The organism is Streptococcus sp. ALY_211 (genome assembly GCF_058314555.1).
In genome coordinates this window covers 31,551-48,985 of the sequence record NZ_JBZFUN010000001.1, presented here as the reverse complement: position 1 = coordinate 48,985, position 17,435 = coordinate 31,551, and the positions used below count along the sequence as shown (strand labels likewise).

The window sequence follows — 17,435 nt, the reverse complement described above, 5'->3', positions numbered from 1 at the left end:
TGGTACTTAAGACCTATTATAACAGATTTTTTTCCACTTAGGCAAACATAAGAAGTCTTATAGATCCCTTTCATGCTATAAATTTTCAGAAAATATTGACAACTATCAACAATTATAGTAGACTGTTTACAATGTCAGAAATTCTGACATCTATCAATAAAAATTCGAGTGGAGGTAATCATGGCCCTAATTGAATACAAAAATGTTGAAAAATACTACGGTGACTATCATGCGCTCCGCAATATCAATGTAAACATTGAAAAAGGTCAGGTCGTCGTACTACTTGGCCCTTCAGGTTCTGGTAAATCAACACTGATTCGCACCATGAACGCACTTGAGAGTATCGACCAAGGGAGTTTAACGGTCAATGGTCACCAAGTTTCCAACGCTTCCAATAAGGAGCTTGTTCAACTGCGTAAAGAAGTCGGAATGGTCTTTCAGCACTTCAACCTCTATCCCCATAAAACCGTTTTAGAAAACGTCATCTTAGCCCCTGTACGTGTCCTTGGTATGAGTGAAAAAGAAGCGACTGAACTCGCCGAAAAATATCTTACCTATGTCAATATGTGGGACCGCAAGGACTCCTATCCAGGCATGCTTTCTGGGGGGCAAAAGCAACGTGTCGCCATTGCCCGTGGCTTAGCTATGAAGCCGGAACTCCTGCTCTTTGATGAACCAACATCAGCCCTGGATCCTGAAACCATCGGTGATGTCTTAACAGTTATGCAAAATTTAGCCAAAGAAGGCATGAATATGGTAGTGGTTACCCATGAGATGGGCTTTGCCCGCAGTGTAGCGGATCGTATCATCTTTATGGCCGATGGCGAGATTTTAGAAGATACGACAGATGTCGATGGCTTCTTTGACAATCCGAGAGAGCCACGCGCTAAGCAGTTCTTATCTAAGATCATCAATCACACCAGCGACCGTATCGAAGCAGAGTAAGGAGGGACCTATGAAGAAACTTTCCTTATTGACAAGTCTTATCTTAATCCTAACCATCGGCATAGGATTAAGACATCTACAACTAGCAAATGCTAAAGAGCAAAGCCAGCTTCCTGATCAAGTTCAAGAGATCAAAAAGCGTGGTGTCCTGCGGGTCGGTGTTAAGCAAGACGTTCCTAACTTTGGCTATTTTGATGCTAAGACCGGCAAGTACACCGGTATGGAAGTCGATATTGCCAAGAAAATTGCTGACAATATTGGCGTCAAGGTGGCCTACACACCCGTAACAGCTCAAACACGTGAGGCTCTGTTGGACAATGGTCAAGTAGATATGACCATAGCGACCTACACTATCAATGACGAAAGAAAAGCTAATTACAGCATATCAAATCCTTATTATTACGATGAAATTGGCTTTTTGGTCAACAAAAAATCTGGAATCAAAGATCCAAAAGAGTTAGATGGTAAGACGATCGGAATTGCACAGGGCTCCTCAACCAAGGCCTCACTAGATGCCTATGCCAAAGACAATCATATTAGCTTTAAGTATATCCAGTTAGGTAGCTATCCAGAGCTGGCTATTGCCCTTCGAGCTTACCGTATTGATGCTTTTTCTGTCGATAAATCTATCCTATCCGGTTATGTCAGCAAGCAAAACCAAATCCTAGACCAAGGCTTTGACACTATGGAATACGGGATTGCTTCTAAAAAAACAAACACAGAAGTAACCGACTATGTCAATGGCTTACTGAACCAATGGCGTCAAGACGGAAGCCTGGAGAAAATCTACCAACGCTACGATCTTGAACCGTCTCAGCCTGCAGAAAACTAGAAAGGAGATCCTATGACCTATTTATTAGCTGCTGGTGACAGCCCCTATGATCTATCTCGCTGGGCTGCTTACTTTGACAACTTTGGTGAATTTGCCAAAGGATTCTTCTATACCCTAGGCATGGCTATTGGGGCACTCATTCTAGCTTTACTGCTCGGCCTAATTTTTGGAGCCATGTCCTCCTCTCGCAATAAATTTGCCAAGGCCCTAGCACGTGTCTATGTAGAAATTTTTCAAAATACACCACTTCTAGTGCATTTTGTCTTTGTTTTTTATGGGATTTCGATCCTGACAAACGGTGCCATCAAAGTACCTGCCTTTTTAACCTCAGTCCTTTGTGTTGGCATTTATACAGGGGCCTACATGGCTGAGGTTATCCGCTCAGGTATTGAATCCATCCCGCGTGGACAAACGGAAGCAGCCTTATCGCAAGGCTTTACCTATCGTGAAACGATGACTCTGATCATCTTACCTCAAGCGATTCGAATCATCATTCCACCAATGATCAACCAGGTCGTCAACCTAATCAAGAACACTTCTACGGTTGCTATCATTTCGGGGGCTGATATCATGTTTACAGCCAAAGCCTGGGCTTACGAAACAACTAATTATATTCCAGCATTTGTTGGCGCTGCCCTTCTCTACTTTGTGCTATGTTTTCCAATTGCTAAGTGGGGACGCCGCCAAGAAGAAGCTAACAAAAAAGCCTACAGTTTATAGAGAGGAGCGGATTAAATGTCAGATTTATTAGCACCTTATAATCTCAAATTCCTAGCAGAAGGACTGTGGACAACCTTGTATCTTGCCTTTATCATCATTATCCTATCAACGATTTTAGGGATGATCCTAGCAGTCATGCGTAACAGCAGCAATAAAATCCTCAGTATTATTGCTAGTATCTACATTGAGTTTGTCCGTAATGTGCCCAACTTACTTTGGATTTTCATCGTCTTCCTAGTATTCCAACTCAAGGCAACGCCGGCTGGTATTACTGCCTTTACTATTTTCACCTCAGCTGCCTTAGCTGAAATTATCCGTGGAGGATTAAACGCCATTGATAAGGGACAGACAGAAGCTGGACTCTCACAAGGGTTTACTCACTTTCAAATTCTCTATATCATCATTTTACCTCAAGCCATTCGCAAGATGTTGCCGTCAATTATTTCGCAGTTTGTAACCGTCGTTAAAGACACTAGCTTTCTTTATTCTGTTATTGCCCTGCAAGATCTTTTTGGTAAAAGTCAAATCCTTATGGGAAAGTATTTTGAAACCAGCCAAATCTTCACCTTATACCTTCTCATTACACTAGCTTACTTCCTTGTCAACTACGGGATTTCAAGCTACTCTCGCTACTTATCACGTAAATGGGAGCAAGCTTCTGAATAAGGTAGATCCGAAGCTACATAGCGCCTTAGAAGATATAAAAAAACTTACAGATGTCATGATCTGTAAGTTTTTTCTATTCATCGTGTTGCATATTTCATACGTAGGATACGCTCTTGCTGTGCAGTAAGCCGTAATAAGATAACAACTTTATCAATACTCATATTAGACTCCAACAGGCGCTCTGCAGCCATCATCAAACCGTTTTCCAATCCCATCTTAAGGATAGGATTTTCCTTATCATTAGCATCAAAGAGAAACTTACTATTAGGAAGGTCAAAGAGAACCTTGACAGCCCCGTAGAGCTGCTCAAAATTATCAATAGCTAGATCATAGACGGGTTTAACACCAGACTTAAGACTGCGCCCACGGTGGTTGAACCACATTGCCTGCCAACCACTGCGCTTAGCCCCAATAACATCGTTATCATAAGAATCGCCAACGTAAAGGGTCGTTTCTGGATTCATCCCAAATTGTTCAGCTGCTAGATTAAAAATTTCCTTCTCAGGTTTTTGAAAACCTGTCGCCTGGCTGACGATCACATTTTTAGGCTCAATATAATCATAAAGCCCTAATTTATGAATTTTTTTCAGCTGATGCTCTGTAGGACCATTAGTAATGACTCCCATAGGAACACCTTTTTCTTTGAGAAAATCAAGAGTCATACGCATCTCATCAAGCATAGTAATATGATCCAACTCATGCTCATAGACATCTTGGAAAGCTTGACCGGCTGCCTCATCTATCTCTGGGTACCCAAATTCTACTAGCGTTTCCTTACAGCGCCAAAATCGGAAATACTCAGTCGTCCATTCGCCAGCCATGACACGGGGAAAGCCAACATCCGAATAATGACGAAAACGGATATAAGCCTGATTAATAGCTGTCATATCAAAGTCTGGAAAACACTTCTCCATAGCTAGGCGATAGGGAGCCTGCTGGTCATAAATAGTATCGTCTACATCAAAAACAATCGAAGTAATCATGATATCCTCACAAATTTATCTCTCAAAATTAAGCAGCAGAACTAAGAGGCAACCTTACCAATTAGACGCTGCTAACCAGTAACAATCTCTTTGAAGCCATCTTTGAGTTCCTGATTTTCAGTTTCTTTAACCCAGTATGTATCTCCATTGGTATCCTGTGAATAAAGAACCTTGGACTGACCAGCACTATTGATAACAAAGATGTAACGATGAACTTTATTACCAGTTGAATACCAGTACTCATAACCATCAACAACCGCCCAGTCGCTTTCTAAACTACGACCATCCAACCAGCGAATCGTCAGCATACGCGTCAATTGCTTATAATCAGGCTGCCCCATTTCCTCTCCCCAGCTGTCCATAAAACTAGACAGCTGAGAAGCCTTATCAGAATTCCAGTAGCGACTGCTTGTTGCACTACTGGATGAAGAGGATCGACTAGCTGATGAAGACTGAGAAGGCCTTTCGCTCTTAGAAGCCTGAGAACTTGACTCATCACTGCTAGTGGTCCGATTGGAGGAAGTGACTAGAGAATGTGCTGCTGTTTGCTTTTGCTCTCTTAACTCAAAGACCAAAACCGTTACAACAACTAGAAGTCCAAAGATAATCAAACTAGCGACAAGTTTCTCCTTGCTTCCAAATCTTTTCCCTGAGCCTTTGAGCTTCTGGGCCTCTAAACCAGTCGAAGTTCCTCGGACCCTGTCCATCCCTTGGGCTAGCTCATCCATCGATGGCATACGACCATGGATAGCCTGAAAAGCTCTGGCCCATTCGATTTCTTCTTGAGATAATTGTCTCATGATTCCGTGCCCTTCTGAATATTTCCTTACTATTATACCATAGAGATAGCAACCTTTCTAAGAGAATTGCGAGAAGACTCTCTAAGCCTCTACAGACTTTAAAATAATCATCAAGTCGCTACTAATACCTACTATTTTATGATAAAATAATGTGAAGAATTTTCTGGAGGAAAACAATGTCACAGCAACACCATGAAGAATTAAATGACCAGCAGATCGTCCGCCGTGAAAAAATGGCGGCCCTCATTGAGCAAGGGATTGATCCATTTGGTAAACGCTTTGAAGCTTCTACCAACTCCGGCGAGCTCAAAGGCAAATACGCTGATAAGACCAAAGAGGAACTGCATGACTTAGATGAGACAGCTACTATTGCTGGCCGTCTCATGACCAAGCGTGGCAAGGGAAAAGTTGGCTTTGCCCACATTCAAGACCGACAAGGACAAATCCAAATCTACGTCCGTAAGGATACAGTCGGCGAAGAAAACTATGACATCTTCAAAAAAGCCGATCTTGGCGATTTTCTCGGTGTTGAAGGTGAAGTCATGCGTACGGATATGGGTGAGCTATCCATCAAAGCCACTCACATCACTCACTTGTCTAAAGCCCTTCGCCCACTACCTGAAAAATTCCACGGTTTGACCGATGTTGAGACTAAATACCGCAAACGTTATCTAGATCTCATCACCAACCGTGAAAGCTTTGATCGCTTTGTTACCCGCTCAAAAATTATCTCAGAAATCCGTCGCTATCTTGATGACCAAGGTTTCCTCGAAGTAGAAACTCCTGTCCTTCACAATGAAGCTGGAGGAGCAGCAGCCAAGCCATTTATTACCCACCACAATGCTCAAGATATGGATATGGTGCTTCGTATTGCAACCGAACTCCACCTCAAACGCCTGATTGTTGGTGGTATGGAGCGTGTTTATGAAATCGGCCGTATCTTCCGCAACGAGGGGATGGATGCTACCCATAACCCTGAATTCACCTCCATTGAGGTCTATCAGGCCTATGCAGATTTCAATGATATCATGGATTTGACAGAAGGCATTATCCAGCACGCTGCCAAAGCTGTTAAAGGAGATTCACCGGTTATCTATCAGGATACTGAAATTAAGATCAATGAGCCTTTCAAGCGTGTGCATATGGTTGATGCTATCCAGGAAGTAACAGGTATCAATTTCTGGCAAGAAATGACATTCGACCAAGCCCTTGCAATCGCTAAAGAAAAAAATGTACCAGTTGAAAAACACTATACTGAAGTTGGGCATATTATCAATGCCTTCTTTGAAGAATTCGTCGAAGAAACCTTGATTCAACCGACCTTTGTCTATGGACACCCTGTAGCCGTATCGCCACTCGCTAAGAAGAATGCTGAAGATCCACGCTTTACCGACCGCTTTGAACTCTTCATCATGACCAAAGAGTACGGTAATGCCTTTACTGAATTGAACGATCCAATCGATCAATTAGAGCGCTTCAAAGCTCAAGCAGCAGCCAAAGAGTTGGGTGATGATGAAGCCACAGGTATTGACTATGACTATATCGAAGCCCTCGAATATGGCATGCCGCCAACCGGCGGACTCGGGATCGGAATCGACCGCCTGGTCATGCTCTTGACAGATACTACAACAATACGTGATGTATTGCTGTTCCCAACCATGAAATAATTGATAGTTGTACAAAAAGAATGCCCTTGTTTCTTTAAAATGAGGAACAAGGGCATTCTTTTCTATTGTTCTTTAATACTAGCACGATTAAATACAAGAGCACTAAAGCAATTCCAACAGTATTTCTACCTATCTTCTCCGAGACCATTTTTCCAAATCATAATCCCAACAAACCCCTGCATCAGCATAGCTAGATAGCTAAAAGCAACAATATCATTACCCACCGATAAGAAAAGGATAAAACTAAGAATATCAACTAAAAGCCAGAGATAATACCCATCAAGATGGCCTTTAACCTGACGCTGCTGAGCTGTAAAAGAAAGACCGTTCGTTAGCGCATCTAGGATAATCCTCTGTCCACCAATAAGCCAAGAAAGAACCCCAAGCCCAATCGTCCAGAAAAAAATCGCTACGATAATATCTCTCCAACCAAATGCCTTATCCACAACTAGCTCACCATCATCTGCCCGGCGCTTATTCCATGAAAAATGGCCAATAAACTCTGTCACTAAATAGTAAAAACTGGTAATCATGTCACCATAGATGCCTTGCATACCAGCTACCAGAGCACCAGAAACATTTTGAACACCATTTAATTTAAAGGTATGCTGCCACTGTATCGCCAACGTCCAAGTTCCTAAAAATCCAAAAATAGACATAATGATAGATAGGACATTTAAAACTGTATAATCACCGGCTAAGATGGTCGGTAAAACACTATTCATTGTAAAACCAAGCGAAGCTAAAAAAGCAAGGACTGCAAACACTTTCTGACCCTTACTAAAACGTCCCCAAGCCAGATTGAAGGACTGCTTAAACGATAATGTCGACATGTATCTCTCCAATTCTAATAGTTTTAGATATTTCTAAAACAACAAAATACACTAAATATAGCGCAACAGAAAACTATTCTAACACTATATTTAGTGGGGTTCAAGCAATACTTCCTAAGAGCAAAACTATATAAGTTTTATATTAGATTGACAAAAAAACTCAGGTAGAAACCTGAGTTTTTCATTTCACTATAGTGAGTTAGCATCAACCTTGATACCAACACCTTGAGTAGTAGTGATAGACAAGTTAGTGATGTAAGCCCCTTTAACAGTTGCTGGTTTTGCTTTAGCGACAACATCGTTAAACGCTTTGAAGTTTTCAACCAACTTATCAGTATCAAATGATACCTTACCGATGATAGCTTGTACGTTACCTGCCTTGTCAGCACGGTAAGTAATCTTACCACCCTTAGACTCTTCAACAGCTTTAGCAACGTCCATAGTTACGGTACCAGTTTTAGGGTTTGGCATGAGGTTACGTGGTCCAAGGACACGTCCGAGACGACCAACTACTGCCATCATGTCAGGTGTCGCAACAACAACATCGAAGTCCAACCAACCATCGTTGATTTTTTGAACAAGTTCTTCTTCACCAACGTAGTCTGCACCAGCTGCTTTAGCTTCTTCAGCCTTAGCACCACGCGCAAATACAAGAACGCGAGAAGTTTTACCAGTTCCGTTTGGCAAGACCATTGCACCACGGATCTGTTGGTCAGCCTTCTTAACATCAATATTAAGGTTGTAAGCAACTTCTACTGTTGCGTCAAATTTTGCAAAGTTTGTTTCCTTTGCGAGTGCTACAGCTTCTTCTACACTGTAAGCTTTAGTAGTGTCTACCTTTTCAAGGGCAGCACGCATTTGTTTGCTTTTTTTAGCCATGTTATCTTTTTCTCCTTGTGTTATGTGGTCCTATCGATTTTCATCTTCCACACCGTAAGCACTATGCTTAAACTCGGTGAAGGTGGATTCTATTAGTCAGTAATAGTGAATCCCATTGAACGTGCAGTTCCTTCGATCATGCGCATAGCAGATTCGATGTTGGCAGCGTTCAAGTCAGGCATTTTTGTTTCAGCAATTTCTTGCACTTGTGCACGAGTGACTGAAGCAACTTTTGTTCTGTTTGGTTCACCTGAACCTTTTTCGACACCTGCAGCCTTTTTCAAAAGAACAGCAGCTGGTGGAGTTTTAGTGATGAAATCAAATGATTTGTCTTCATACACAGAGATAACAACTGGGATCAACATACCAGCTTGGTCAGCTGTACGAGCGTTAAACTCTTTAGTGAATCCCATGATATTGATTCCGGCTTGACCAAGTGCAGGACCAACCGGTGGAGCTGGTGTAGCTTTACCAGCAGGAATTTGAAGTTTTACGACATTTTCGACTTTTTTAGCCATTTTGTAATTTCCTCCTTTGTGGTTTTGGCGGTAAGGATAAGATTTTTACCTCCCACAAGTATGCAAAGCGCATACCTTATTTATTATACAGCAATGCCTCACAAAATCAAGGTTTTTTCACTTTTTGATAGAAAAAGTTTACTTTAAAACCGTTTAGCGATAAAATAAACTCATGATCTATCTTTTCGCTATAATTTATTTCTTTTTAATTCCTTTTCTGGCTCAGTTTTTAGTGCGCTATTTTGATCTCACACGCTTTACGATCAAATTTCCCGATATCAGTTTACCTTTTTTAACACTAGCCATTCTCTGGATGTCTAATCGCTATTTCACACACAGCTTCTTACCTCAGTATCTTCTGATGATGTGTCTACTCGCTATTGCGACCTGCCTATTCATGCTTCGAAAAGTAGGCAACATTAAAATTTTTTCCTATCGACGTTTTCTTAAGCTCTACTGGCGGATGGGCTATTTACTTACAGCTATTTTTTATATCGTTACCGTTGTCCTAATCGCACTAAAATAAGAACAAACCTGTCCCCTTTTATTTACACAGAAGGACAGGTTTTTTTATATTTATACTAATAAATTTATTTCCTTTTGGTCGCTTAACAACCTTATATTTTAGATACCCGCGGCACCTGATAACCAAGCGTAGATAAAGAAGATGGCAAAGCCAAAAAGGAAAATCAAACCAGCAATTGATAGCCAATCTAGCCAGGCTGGTAGTTTTTTACCTTTAGATTTGATCAGGCTATAGTTAAGGTAGGCAAAGAATGGGGTTGTAATAAATGACCCAATCATAGCGAAACTAAGCATGCGTGCCACTTCACCTGAAAAGCCGTAAACGATAACCAAACCAGCTACTGCTGTCACCGTCATCCAAGTAATCAAGGAAGATTTTGAGGATTCTTTCTTACCCATGAGCAGGCTAAGCGCAGCATTGTTGGCACGAGAGTAGCCATCGATAACTGTGATTACAGTACCAAAAATACACAAGAAAGCGATGAAGCTAATAAATGGCACAGCCCAGTCACCAAACGATGTCGCATACATATGAACAAATTGAGCAATATATTGAGCAGATGGCCCTGCAACTTCTTGGCCATTACCGTATTGAATAAGGGCACCCATAGCAAGGAAAAAGAAGGCAAGAATCGCTGTCCCGATATAACCAACGTTAAAGTCAAAGAGGGCATCTTCTTCATTAACGTCTACTACTTTCCGTTTTTCAACAGCCCAGAGGGAATTTAGGGTTGAGATCTCGATTGGGGCAGGCATCCATCCCATAAGTGAAATCATGAAGGGGAGAGACTTGATATCCCATGGTGATGTTGGAACAAATCCAGGCGCTAACTCACGGTGCTTGAAAAGCGCAATGACAACCGCACCAATCGTCGCAATCGTAAGCAGTGAAATGATCCATTTGGACAGACCATCAAGAAAACGATAGCCTCCAAGGAGCAACATCCCCCAAATAATGACAATAATGATAGAAGTCAAACTTTGGATGGAAATTCCCCACGATGCTGGGAGCACATTTTTAACAATGGCTGCACACAAGATACCAACCCCCGCTGTATTAACCACAGCTGAGAAAATGTTGAGAATAAAGTAAATCCAAAGATAAGCTTTCCCTTTTTCGGCATAACCTTCAACCAAGTTCTTACCAGTCTCAGCCGTATATTGAGAACCAAAACGGAAAAAAGGGTATTTAAAAAGATTGACCAAGAGGACCAAGATCGCTAAAGACCACCCAAATCGGGCGCCGGCTTGTGTAGAGGAGACGATATGTGAGCCACCAACAGCTGCAGAGGCCGTGATGATCCCAGGTCCCAGAGCCTTTATCTTAGTTTGCCAGGTAGATTGTGATTGTTCTGCCATAAAAATACCTCTATTCATAGAATTTTCTGACTTTTCTGTCAAATTTACACCTATTATAATGGCATCCCCTGCAGCTGTCAACTATTTTTTCTGAAATTTCACAATTTTTTCAATTCCTATGAACAGACAGTATCACTGCTAGTTTGCTTTTAAATAGTCGCTTGCCTCTAGGCATTTTGCTATAATGAAAGGGCACAAAATTATCAATAAAGGAAAACGATATGAAACTGATTTCATGGAATATAGATTCTCTCAACGCCGCTCTGACTAGCGATTCTAGTCGGGCACAGCTCTCACGTCAAGTGATCGATACCCTGGTCGCCCAAGATGCAGATATCATCGGCATTCAAGAGACCAAGCTTTCTGCCAAAGGCCCTACCAAAAAACACTTACAAATCCTAGCAGATTACTTCCCAGACTACCATCACGTCTGGCGTTCTTCCGTCGAACCAGCTCGCAAAGGGTATGCCGGAACCCTCTTTCTCTACAAAAAGAGCCTACCAGAACCTACAATTACCTACCCAGAAATCGGGGCGCCCTCTACTATGGACAGTGAGGGGCGCATCATTACACTGGAGTTCGAAAACTTTTTTGTCACTACCGTCTATACGCCAAATGCCGGTGATGGCCTCAAACGCTTAGAGGAGCGTCAGCTCTGGGATATCAAGTATGCTGAATATTTAGCGCAACTCGATGCCCAAAAACCTGTCCTAGCCAGCGGGGATTACAATGTCGCCCATAAGGAAATTGACCTTGCTAATCCCAGCAGCAATCGTCGCTCACCCGGTTTCACCGATGAAGAACGCGAGGGCTTCACAAACCTGCTTGCTAAAGGCTTTACCGATACCTTCCGCCATGTGCACGGAGATATCCCAGATCGCTACACCTGGTGGGCACAGCGCAGCAAGACCAGCAAAATCAATAACACTGGCTGGCGCATCGACTACTGGCTAACCAGCAATCGTATTGCTGACAAGATCATCACCTCCGACATGATCGACTCCGGAGACCGCCAAGACCACGGACCGATTGTACTGGAGATAGAGATATCATAACTCCAGTTAAAATCACCTGCACAAACGTACAGGTGATTTATTTTTTTACCTTATCAACGTGGTAGTCCGCAAGAATTAACAGGTCGAGTAGAAATTCCAGATGTATCATAGTAACCTTCTCCAGGTATATAAATAATATGCTGTTGCCTTCTACGCATTCCCCCCGCTATCAGAGGATAACAGCCTATGTCACCGCTAAAATAACCACCTTCAACAGCAGCAAGCTCTTGGTTATCCATAAGTTCAAATTTATCAATAGTCATTGTAGTCATAATAATCTCCTTTTCGATTTAAAGTTTTTTGTCTGCTTGGCCAAGCGACACCCATAGTATACCTAAATTTTTGGAACGTACACGCCTATTCCCTGAATGGTTCTATTTTTGCCCTGAACGGTCAATTTTAGCAACAGTTTTCTCAAATCCAATGCTCATCACATGAATTGAATGGTGCAACCTGAAAAATAAATCAGTAGCTGTTAAACAGCTACTGATTTACAAAGGTTAATGATTCGATGAAGGATATTGGAAATACCTCTATTCACTGATATTTCTTATATTCTACAAGATAAAGGAAAGAACTAAACAAGTCAAATAGAACCTTTGGACTGGTTCGTTTAATGAATAATAACAGTAAAAGTAGCCTATCTCTTTAATTTACTGTAGAAATCTATTTTTTAATATCTTTTGAGCAATATGCAGACCAATACTAGTCCAAATACTGGACTAGTAGCAACTGGTTTCCAGCCACCTTTTATATTTGCTTGGTCTAGGGTCAATGCCTTAACATTTTTATTATCCATATGCTATTTATCCCCTTCGATGGTATTCATCACATTACCCATTTAGTTCATTTAACTAATAATTTGATTAACTAAACATAATTTAAGTCTTAGATTCTATATACTCAATTTATCTTGAATGGTCGTCTTTGTAAATTTTCAAAACACAACTATTCAGTTAAATAAAAACTATAATCTTAACATTGCTATATATTCAAACCAATAAAATTAAGCAGTAGAATTAATGACTACTGCCTAAAAATAATTATTTCACTTTTTTATATTCTTCTACAAGAAGAACACACCCCAATAAAATTAACCATTGGGCATAGCATACAAGAACAGGAAGACTTCCATAATTTAGAACACCATTCACAAATATAATTATGGAAAGCACAAGAGAACCAAGGCCAAAAGATATAGATGTGATATTTTGGTTCTTATTCAATTTGAAATAAAACTGAATAAGAAGATAAATTGTCAGAAGAAGCACAGAAAGAATGAAACTCGTTAAGAGTAACTCTGACCACCTCCTACTTGCTAAACTTAGCATAAATTTTGGGAGTAAAGCTAAACTATTAAGTAAAATAATTACTAAAGCTATAATATCAGCAGCTATAAGCATCTTTTTCCCGGCATACATTACTGATTTTCCTTTCCTTTATAGAGACTTGTTTTATTGCACTAGAATATTTTAAAAATAGAGAACAATACTCCAGACAACCAATACTTACTATACTCAATGATCAAGATCAATGTTTAAACAAAACATTTGGTGTAAACTTTATTTACCATAATTTCTTTCCATTTCTCGAGTCTTATTATTATAACCCAGGCAATAGAAATATCCTCCAGCTAGTCCACCAATAAGCCAGGCAGCTCTCGGACATTTTCCACCACTATACTCTGATAGTTCGTCAATACTTAAAAAATCAAATTTATCAAGACTAGTCATGTGTATACCTCCATACTACCATATTAACGATGCTTACGATTATAAGCTGCTTCAGCTTGTACCTGACCAAGCCAATATGCTCCTTGAGCAGCAGCTATAGCCAAACCAGCTGCACCAATAACAACACCTACTACACCGCCTTCAATAGAAGCCAGTGCTTGATCGTCCATCACTTCAAATTTATTAATTGTCTTTGTAGTCATAATAATCTCCTTTTCGATTTAAAGTTTTTTGTCTGCTTGGCCAAGCAACACCCTTAGTATACCTAAATTTTTAGGGCATGCACGCCTATAGCCTAAATAGTTCTATTTTCACCCTAAATGGTTAAAATAAGTTGTTGTTTTGACCATTCAGGGTGAAAAAGCGACCGTTCAGGCATCGCTTGATATAACCATACGATAAGATCATAAAAGAGAAAAGCAATAAATTTGAATTAAAAATAATATCACTAAAAAATCAACTGGCAATAACCAGTTGATTTTTTATCTCGAATAATTTATCTCTCTGAAAAACTTACTCTTGTACTGTCTTTCTTTCACGATTGAATGTTACCATTTGCTTAGCAGCCAAACCATAAAGAACTAGATAAACGATCGGTAAAATAAAGCTCCATACATTAATCGTAATCGTAAGTGAAAAGATCAGCTGGATGACAACTAAAGTAATCCCCAGATAAGCTCCCAAAGGGGTGACATCTCTTTCATCGTTTAGACTTTTAAAATTACGAATGGCAATAACAACAATCGCAATACCAATGACCACTGCGATAATTGCAACAGCTAATGCTAATGGGCTATAGCTTTTTTCCAGTATATCGAGCTGTGCTTTACTTAAACCTTGATCTTTAAATTGACCACTGTCAAGCATAGATTTTCCCCATATAATTACAAAAACACTTATAGTATTTCTTACAATATGTAAGATTCCCAGAATCAAGACAAGCACATTAAAACGTCTAACGGTATTTTCCATTTTTTCAATTGGTAGCATAATTCCTCCTTGAAGACGAGACCAAATCATTAATATCATCGGTCCACTTATAGATACGACTATAATCAATCCAACCAGTGACAAAGACCGGATCAATTATGAACTCTATCATAACATAATTTAATCTTAAATAAAATAAACGTTTCATGAAAGTGGTGACCGTACAGAGAAAACAACTCAATAACTTTATCAATAAATCGCTTTCTCACCACTATCTGTAAACTAATCAAAGACTCACGAACTCTTTAACACTAGCCACTTGCCTCTCATCATTGGCAATCCCTTGTAAATCATGGTTGCCAGAGTTGCTGATGATATGCTCTTCACCAAGATTAACAGCACCTAAGAGACGAGACATATTATTGAGCCAGTCCTTCTGCGTTGTAATTCTGATAACATGACCGGTAAATTGCTTCATATCATTTTTGATATCAGCTATCGTTTGTTTGGCTTCTTCCTTATTAGAAGGCAGGTCAAAATCTTTACGTAAAGAGTCATAAACCTTGTTACCAAGATAAGCAACCGCAGGAATATAAAGTGGAGCAGCATTATAGACAACGGTCTCAGAATGATTTTTCTTCAAAGCGACTCGCTGAGCAAGATTCCCTCCTAAAGAATGACCAGTAATAACAACATGAGCCGCACCATACTGACCAACGATCTTATCATAAAAATCATAAGCAGGTTGATAATGCTGACCTCGAGCTAAGCCAATCCCCATGATATCAGCACCAAGCGTATCCTGCAGATCATTGCTCTCCCTATTTGTCCCTGTATAGGCAATGATGACCTTATCACTAGCCTGATCCTTAAAAGCTGTTCCACTTGTCCCTGTTTGATCATCATAAAAATCACTGAGATAAGTTAGATTAGAAGGAATGACCTTTCCAGATTTTTGAACCTCTGTCAGAACAGTCGCATCTGTAGCGCCCTTTAAACGCGCTTTTTCAAATTCAGAAGTCAGGGCTGCCGCATCTAGTGACGAAATACCAGATGATCTGCCATCCACAATTTTTCCAATGGTAGCTCTCTCGCTATCCGAAACAAAATCTTGACCCTTGAGAGCCTTCTCTTCTGCTATTTCTGATGTCGTCAGCGGTTCTTGTCCAGAATCAACGGAAACAATCGTTCCTGAGGAAGCAGGTCTACTTGTACTGGGAGCGACAGTTGATACATGCTCCTTATAAGAATCAGCTTGGACGTCATTTTGACTCGCATCAGTCACAGATGGTGATACTGAGACCGCTTCTAGATCCATGGAGTGACTGCTATTTTGAGCAGTGACATCATGAGAGACCTCTGGAGATGACGTTGCAACCTCTGTTGGCACAGTATTTTCATCTGATCCAACCGCTCCTTCATCCAAGGGTTCTTGTACCTGCTGTTCATTAATCACAACGGTTTGATCCGTGGCAGGAGCTGATGTGTCGGCACTGACAGCTGATCCCCCTGCTATCAGCAGTGAAGCACTGGCTAAGGCAACAACTGCGACACTTACCCACCTCTTTTTAACTTTACGTCGCTTATAACGTGTGATCTGCATTATAATTTTCCTTTCCCCATTACAAGGTAGCGTTTTAGGCTTTCAACATATCTAAAAGACTCGTGATCCAAGATTTTGCTGTAGTTAAGACTTCTTTAAATAGTCTAATGTGGTCATATTGGTTTTGAGAAGTGACCCCCTTATTGCTCGTTTCTAGTTGAGTTTTTTCATTAGGTTCTTCCACAGCAGAACTTTGTGCCGGCTGAGATACGTAATCATTATTTGCTGGGACAGGAGTATTTTGTGCTTCATTTGACTGAGCTTCGTTAGTCTCATTGGTTTTTACAAAGACTTTATCATACAATTCTTGAGCAGTACCACCACTACCTACTTGGCCTGACACGATCTTACCCTTCTCTAGATGAAGAACTGTTGGCGTAGCATAGGCACCAATTTTACCTCTCAAAAATTCCTTAGAAGCTGGTGTGAAATCAGGATTGTCAGTATTGAGATAGTATACTTGTTTACCCGTCAGTTCATTAAACTCTTTAAGAACGGGAGAGAAATCACGGCAGTAATGACAAGTTGGACGACCGATATACAGAGTATAGCTACCTTCTTCATCACCAAACATTTGATAAACATCTGCCATAGTAGCCTTATTAAAATCAGCAACATTTTCTTCATAGGCCTCTACAGATAAAGACTCGGGTTGCTCTGCTTCAGTTGATTGAGCTGGTGTAGACTCAGGTGCAACTTCTTGATGAGCTTCCGGAGTTTCTGGGGAAGGTTGTTCTTGAACCACTGATTCAGTTGTTTGATCTACTGTTCCTACCTGCTCAGAACTAGTAGCTGTATCTGAAGTCGACTCAGAGCTTGGAGCTGAAACGCTATCAGAAGGGACCGTAGAATCAGGTGATTGACTAGCTGTACCTGCTGATGATGCCGCATTTTCATTTTCTACTACTGCAACATCACTAGCAGCTGATGATGAACCTGCTACTGCCTCATCTGCAGACACAGCGCCTCCTGCAAAAAGTAAAACACCCGCTGAAAATAGTAAAACTGACTTATAAAATTTCATAATCTTCTCCTTTTGAATGAAAACATTACCCTGCTCTTTATTTCAGAACAGCTAATATCATTTATACTTTATTTATATTGCTATCACCCTGTAAAATCTCTCATGGTATTAGCGACAAAACTATAGTAATGTGCTTGGCCAAGCAACACCATTAGTATACCTAAATTTTTGGCGCGTGCACGCTTATTCCCTGAATGGTTCTATTTTTGCCCTGAATGGTTCTATTTTTGCCCTGAATGGTCAAAATCGCCTCAAAATTTCTTTGATAATGACCGCTCAGGCAATAATGAAATCTCAGATAAACTAGGTATTCTCAGTTAAAAATAAAACAATCACTATCCTAGATCTCCACCCTAGCAGCTA

20 protein-coding genes are annotated in these 17,435 nt (G+C 40.6%); 7 read left to right on the top strand and 13 right to left on the bottom strand.

Features of this window, described 5'->3' with window-relative positions:
- Positions 1 to 180: 180 nt before the first annotated feature.
- Genes AC4HAJ_RS00280 through AC4HAJ_RS00265 form a run of 4 tightly spaced genes read left to right on the top strand, consistent with a single transcriptional unit; the run spans position 181 to position 3,163 of the window.
- Positions 181 to 945: an amino acid ABC transporter ATP-binding protein gene (locus AC4HAJ_RS00280; protein ID WP_491078157.1), complete on the top strand. Its 765-nt coding sequence runs from the start codon at positions 181 to 183 to the stop codon at positions 943 to 945.
- Between the two features lie 10 nt (positions 946 to 955).
- The gene (locus AC4HAJ_RS00275) at positions 956 to 1,777 is read left to right on the top strand and encodes a transporter substrate-binding domain-containing protein (protein ID WP_491078156.1); all 822 of its coding nucleotides are present in this window, start codon (positions 956 to 958) and stop codon (positions 1,775 to 1,777) included.
- A gap of 12 nt (positions 1,778 to 1,789) precedes the next feature.
- Positions 1,790 to 2,497 (top strand): amino acid ABC transporter permease, encoded by a 708-nt coding sequence (locus tag AC4HAJ_RS00270; protein WP_491078155.1) that lies wholly within the window; start codon positions 1,790 to 1,792, stop codon positions 2,495 to 2,497.
- A 15-nt stretch (positions 2,498 to 2,512) separates the two neighbouring features.
- Positions 2,513 to 3,163, top strand: a complete 651-nt coding sequence (locus AC4HAJ_RS00265) for an amino acid ABC transporter permease (protein WP_491078154.1) — start codon at positions 2,513 to 2,515, stop codon at positions 3,161 to 3,163.
- Positions 3,164 to 3,240: 77 nt separating this feature from the next.
- Here AC4HAJ_RS00265 and AC4HAJ_RS00260 read toward each other — a convergent pair whose 3' ends face one another.
- Both AC4HAJ_RS00260 and AC4HAJ_RS00255 read right to left on the bottom strand, forming a co-directional pair.
- A complete protein-coding gene (locus AC4HAJ_RS00260) occupies positions 3,241 to 4,146 on the bottom strand; it encodes an HAD family hydrolase (protein WP_491078153.1) in 906 nt (301 codons plus the stop codon).
- Between the two features lie 71 nt (positions 4,147 to 4,217).
- A complete protein-coding gene (locus AC4HAJ_RS00255) occupies positions 4,218 to 4,946 on the bottom strand; it encodes a DUF4767 domain-containing protein (protein WP_491078152.1) in 729 nt (242 codons plus the stop codon).
- 176 nt (positions 4,947 to 5,122) lie between these two features.
- Between AC4HAJ_RS00255 and lysS the strand changes: the two genes are divergently transcribed.
- Positions 5,123 to 6,613, top strand: a complete 1,491-nt coding sequence (gene lysS, locus AC4HAJ_RS00250; protein WP_491078151.1) for a lysine--tRNA ligase — start codon at positions 5,123 to 5,125, stop codon at positions 6,611 to 6,613.
- A 125-nt stretch (positions 6,614 to 6,738) separates the two neighbouring features.
- On the opposite strand, the gene pnuC is transcribed toward lysS, so the two are convergent.
- From pnuC to rplK, 3 genes are all read right to left on the bottom strand, one after another.
- The gene (gene pnuC / locus AC4HAJ_RS00245; protein ID WP_491078150.1) at positions 6,739 to 7,446 is read right to left on the bottom strand and encodes a nicotinamide riboside transporter PnuC; all 708 of its coding nucleotides are present in this window, start codon (positions 7,444 to 7,446) and stop codon (positions 6,739 to 6,741) included.
- Positions 7,447 to 7,635: 189 nt separating this feature from the next.
- On the bottom strand, positions 7,636 to 8,325 hold the full coding sequence (gene rplA, locus AC4HAJ_RS00240; RefSeq protein WP_491078149.1) for a 50S ribosomal protein L1: 690 nt from the start codon (positions 8,323 to 8,325) through the stop codon (positions 7,636 to 7,638).
- Between the two features lie 92 nt (positions 8,326 to 8,417).
- Positions 8,418 to 8,843 carry a 50S ribosomal protein L11 gene (gene rplK, locus AC4HAJ_RS00235; protein ID WP_491078148.1) on the bottom strand — a complete coding sequence of 142 codons (426 nt, stop codon included), beginning with the start codon at positions 8,841 to 8,843 and terminating at the stop codon, positions 8,418 to 8,420.
- Positions 8,844 to 9,015: 172 nt separating this feature from the next.
- Here rplK and AC4HAJ_RS00230 point away from each other — a divergent pair, with 172 nt between their 5' ends.
- A complete protein-coding gene (locus tag AC4HAJ_RS00230) occupies positions 9,016 to 9,369 on the top strand; it encodes a DUF3397 domain-containing protein (RefSeq protein ID WP_491078147.1) in 354 nt (117 codons plus the stop codon).
- Positions 9,370 to 9,467: 98 nt separating this feature from the next.
- On the opposite strand, the gene AC4HAJ_RS00225 is transcribed toward AC4HAJ_RS00230, so the two are convergent.
- Positions 9,468 to 10,727, bottom strand: a complete 1,260-nt coding sequence (locus AC4HAJ_RS00225) for an NRAMP family divalent metal transporter (protein ID WP_491078146.1) — start codon at positions 10,725 to 10,727, stop codon at positions 9,468 to 9,470.
- A gap of 221 nt (positions 10,728 to 10,948) precedes the next feature.
- Here AC4HAJ_RS00225 and AC4HAJ_RS00220 point away from each other — a divergent pair, with 221 nt between their 5' ends.
- Entirely contained in the window at positions 10,949 to 11,782 is an 834-nt protein-coding gene (locus AC4HAJ_RS00220) for an exodeoxyribonuclease III (protein WP_491078145.1), read from the top strand.
- A 53-nt stretch (positions 11,783 to 11,835) separates the two neighbouring features.
- Here AC4HAJ_RS00220 and AC4HAJ_RS00215 read toward each other — a convergent pair whose 3' ends face one another.
- The 7 genes from AC4HAJ_RS00215 to AC4HAJ_RS00185 all read right to left on the bottom strand — a co-directional run bounded on the left by AC4HAJ_RS00215 (position 11,836) and on the right by AC4HAJ_RS00185 (position 17,072).
- The gene (locus AC4HAJ_RS00215) at positions 11,836 to 12,054 is read right to left on the bottom strand and encodes a bacteriocin (RefSeq protein WP_491078144.1); all 219 of its coding nucleotides are present in this window, start codon (positions 12,052 to 12,054) and stop codon (positions 11,836 to 11,838) included.
- 771 nt (positions 12,055 to 12,825) lie between these two features.
- Positions 12,826 to 13,203 carry a hypothetical protein gene (locus tag AC4HAJ_RS00210; protein WP_491078143.1) on the bottom strand — a complete coding sequence of 126 codons (378 nt, stop codon included), beginning with the start codon at positions 13,201 to 13,203 and terminating at the stop codon, positions 12,826 to 12,828.
- Positions 13,204 to 13,344: 141 nt separating this feature from the next.
- The gene (locus tag AC4HAJ_RS00205) at positions 13,345 to 13,515 is read right to left on the bottom strand and encodes a hypothetical protein (RefSeq protein ID WP_491078142.1); all 171 of its coding nucleotides are present in this window, start codon (positions 13,513 to 13,515) and stop codon (positions 13,345 to 13,347) included.
- A gap of 23 nt (positions 13,516 to 13,538) precedes the next feature.
- On the bottom strand, positions 13,539 to 13,718 hold the full coding sequence (locus AC4HAJ_RS00200) for a Blp family class II bacteriocin (protein ID WP_491078141.1): 180 nt from the start codon (positions 13,716 to 13,718) through the stop codon (positions 13,539 to 13,541).
- Positions 13,719 to 14,028: 310 nt separating this feature from the next.
- Positions 14,029 to 14,505: a hypothetical protein gene (locus tag AC4HAJ_RS00195; RefSeq protein WP_491078140.1), complete on the bottom strand. Its 477-nt coding sequence runs from the start codon at positions 14,503 to 14,505 to the stop codon at positions 14,029 to 14,031.
- A 226-nt stretch (positions 14,506 to 14,731) separates the two neighbouring features.
- Positions 14,732 to 16,048 carry a YqiA/YcfP family alpha/beta fold hydrolase gene (locus AC4HAJ_RS00190; RefSeq protein WP_491078139.1) on the bottom strand — a complete coding sequence of 439 codons (1,317 nt, stop codon included), beginning with the start codon at positions 16,046 to 16,048 and terminating at the stop codon, positions 14,732 to 14,734.
- Between the two features lie 34 nt (positions 16,049 to 16,082).
- Complete coding sequence (locus tag AC4HAJ_RS00185; RefSeq protein WP_491078138.1) at positions 16,083 to 17,072, bottom strand: DUF6568 family protein; 990 nt, start codon at positions 17,070 to 17,072, stop codon at positions 16,083 to 16,085.
- Positions 17,073 to 17,435: the final 363 nt, after the last annotated feature.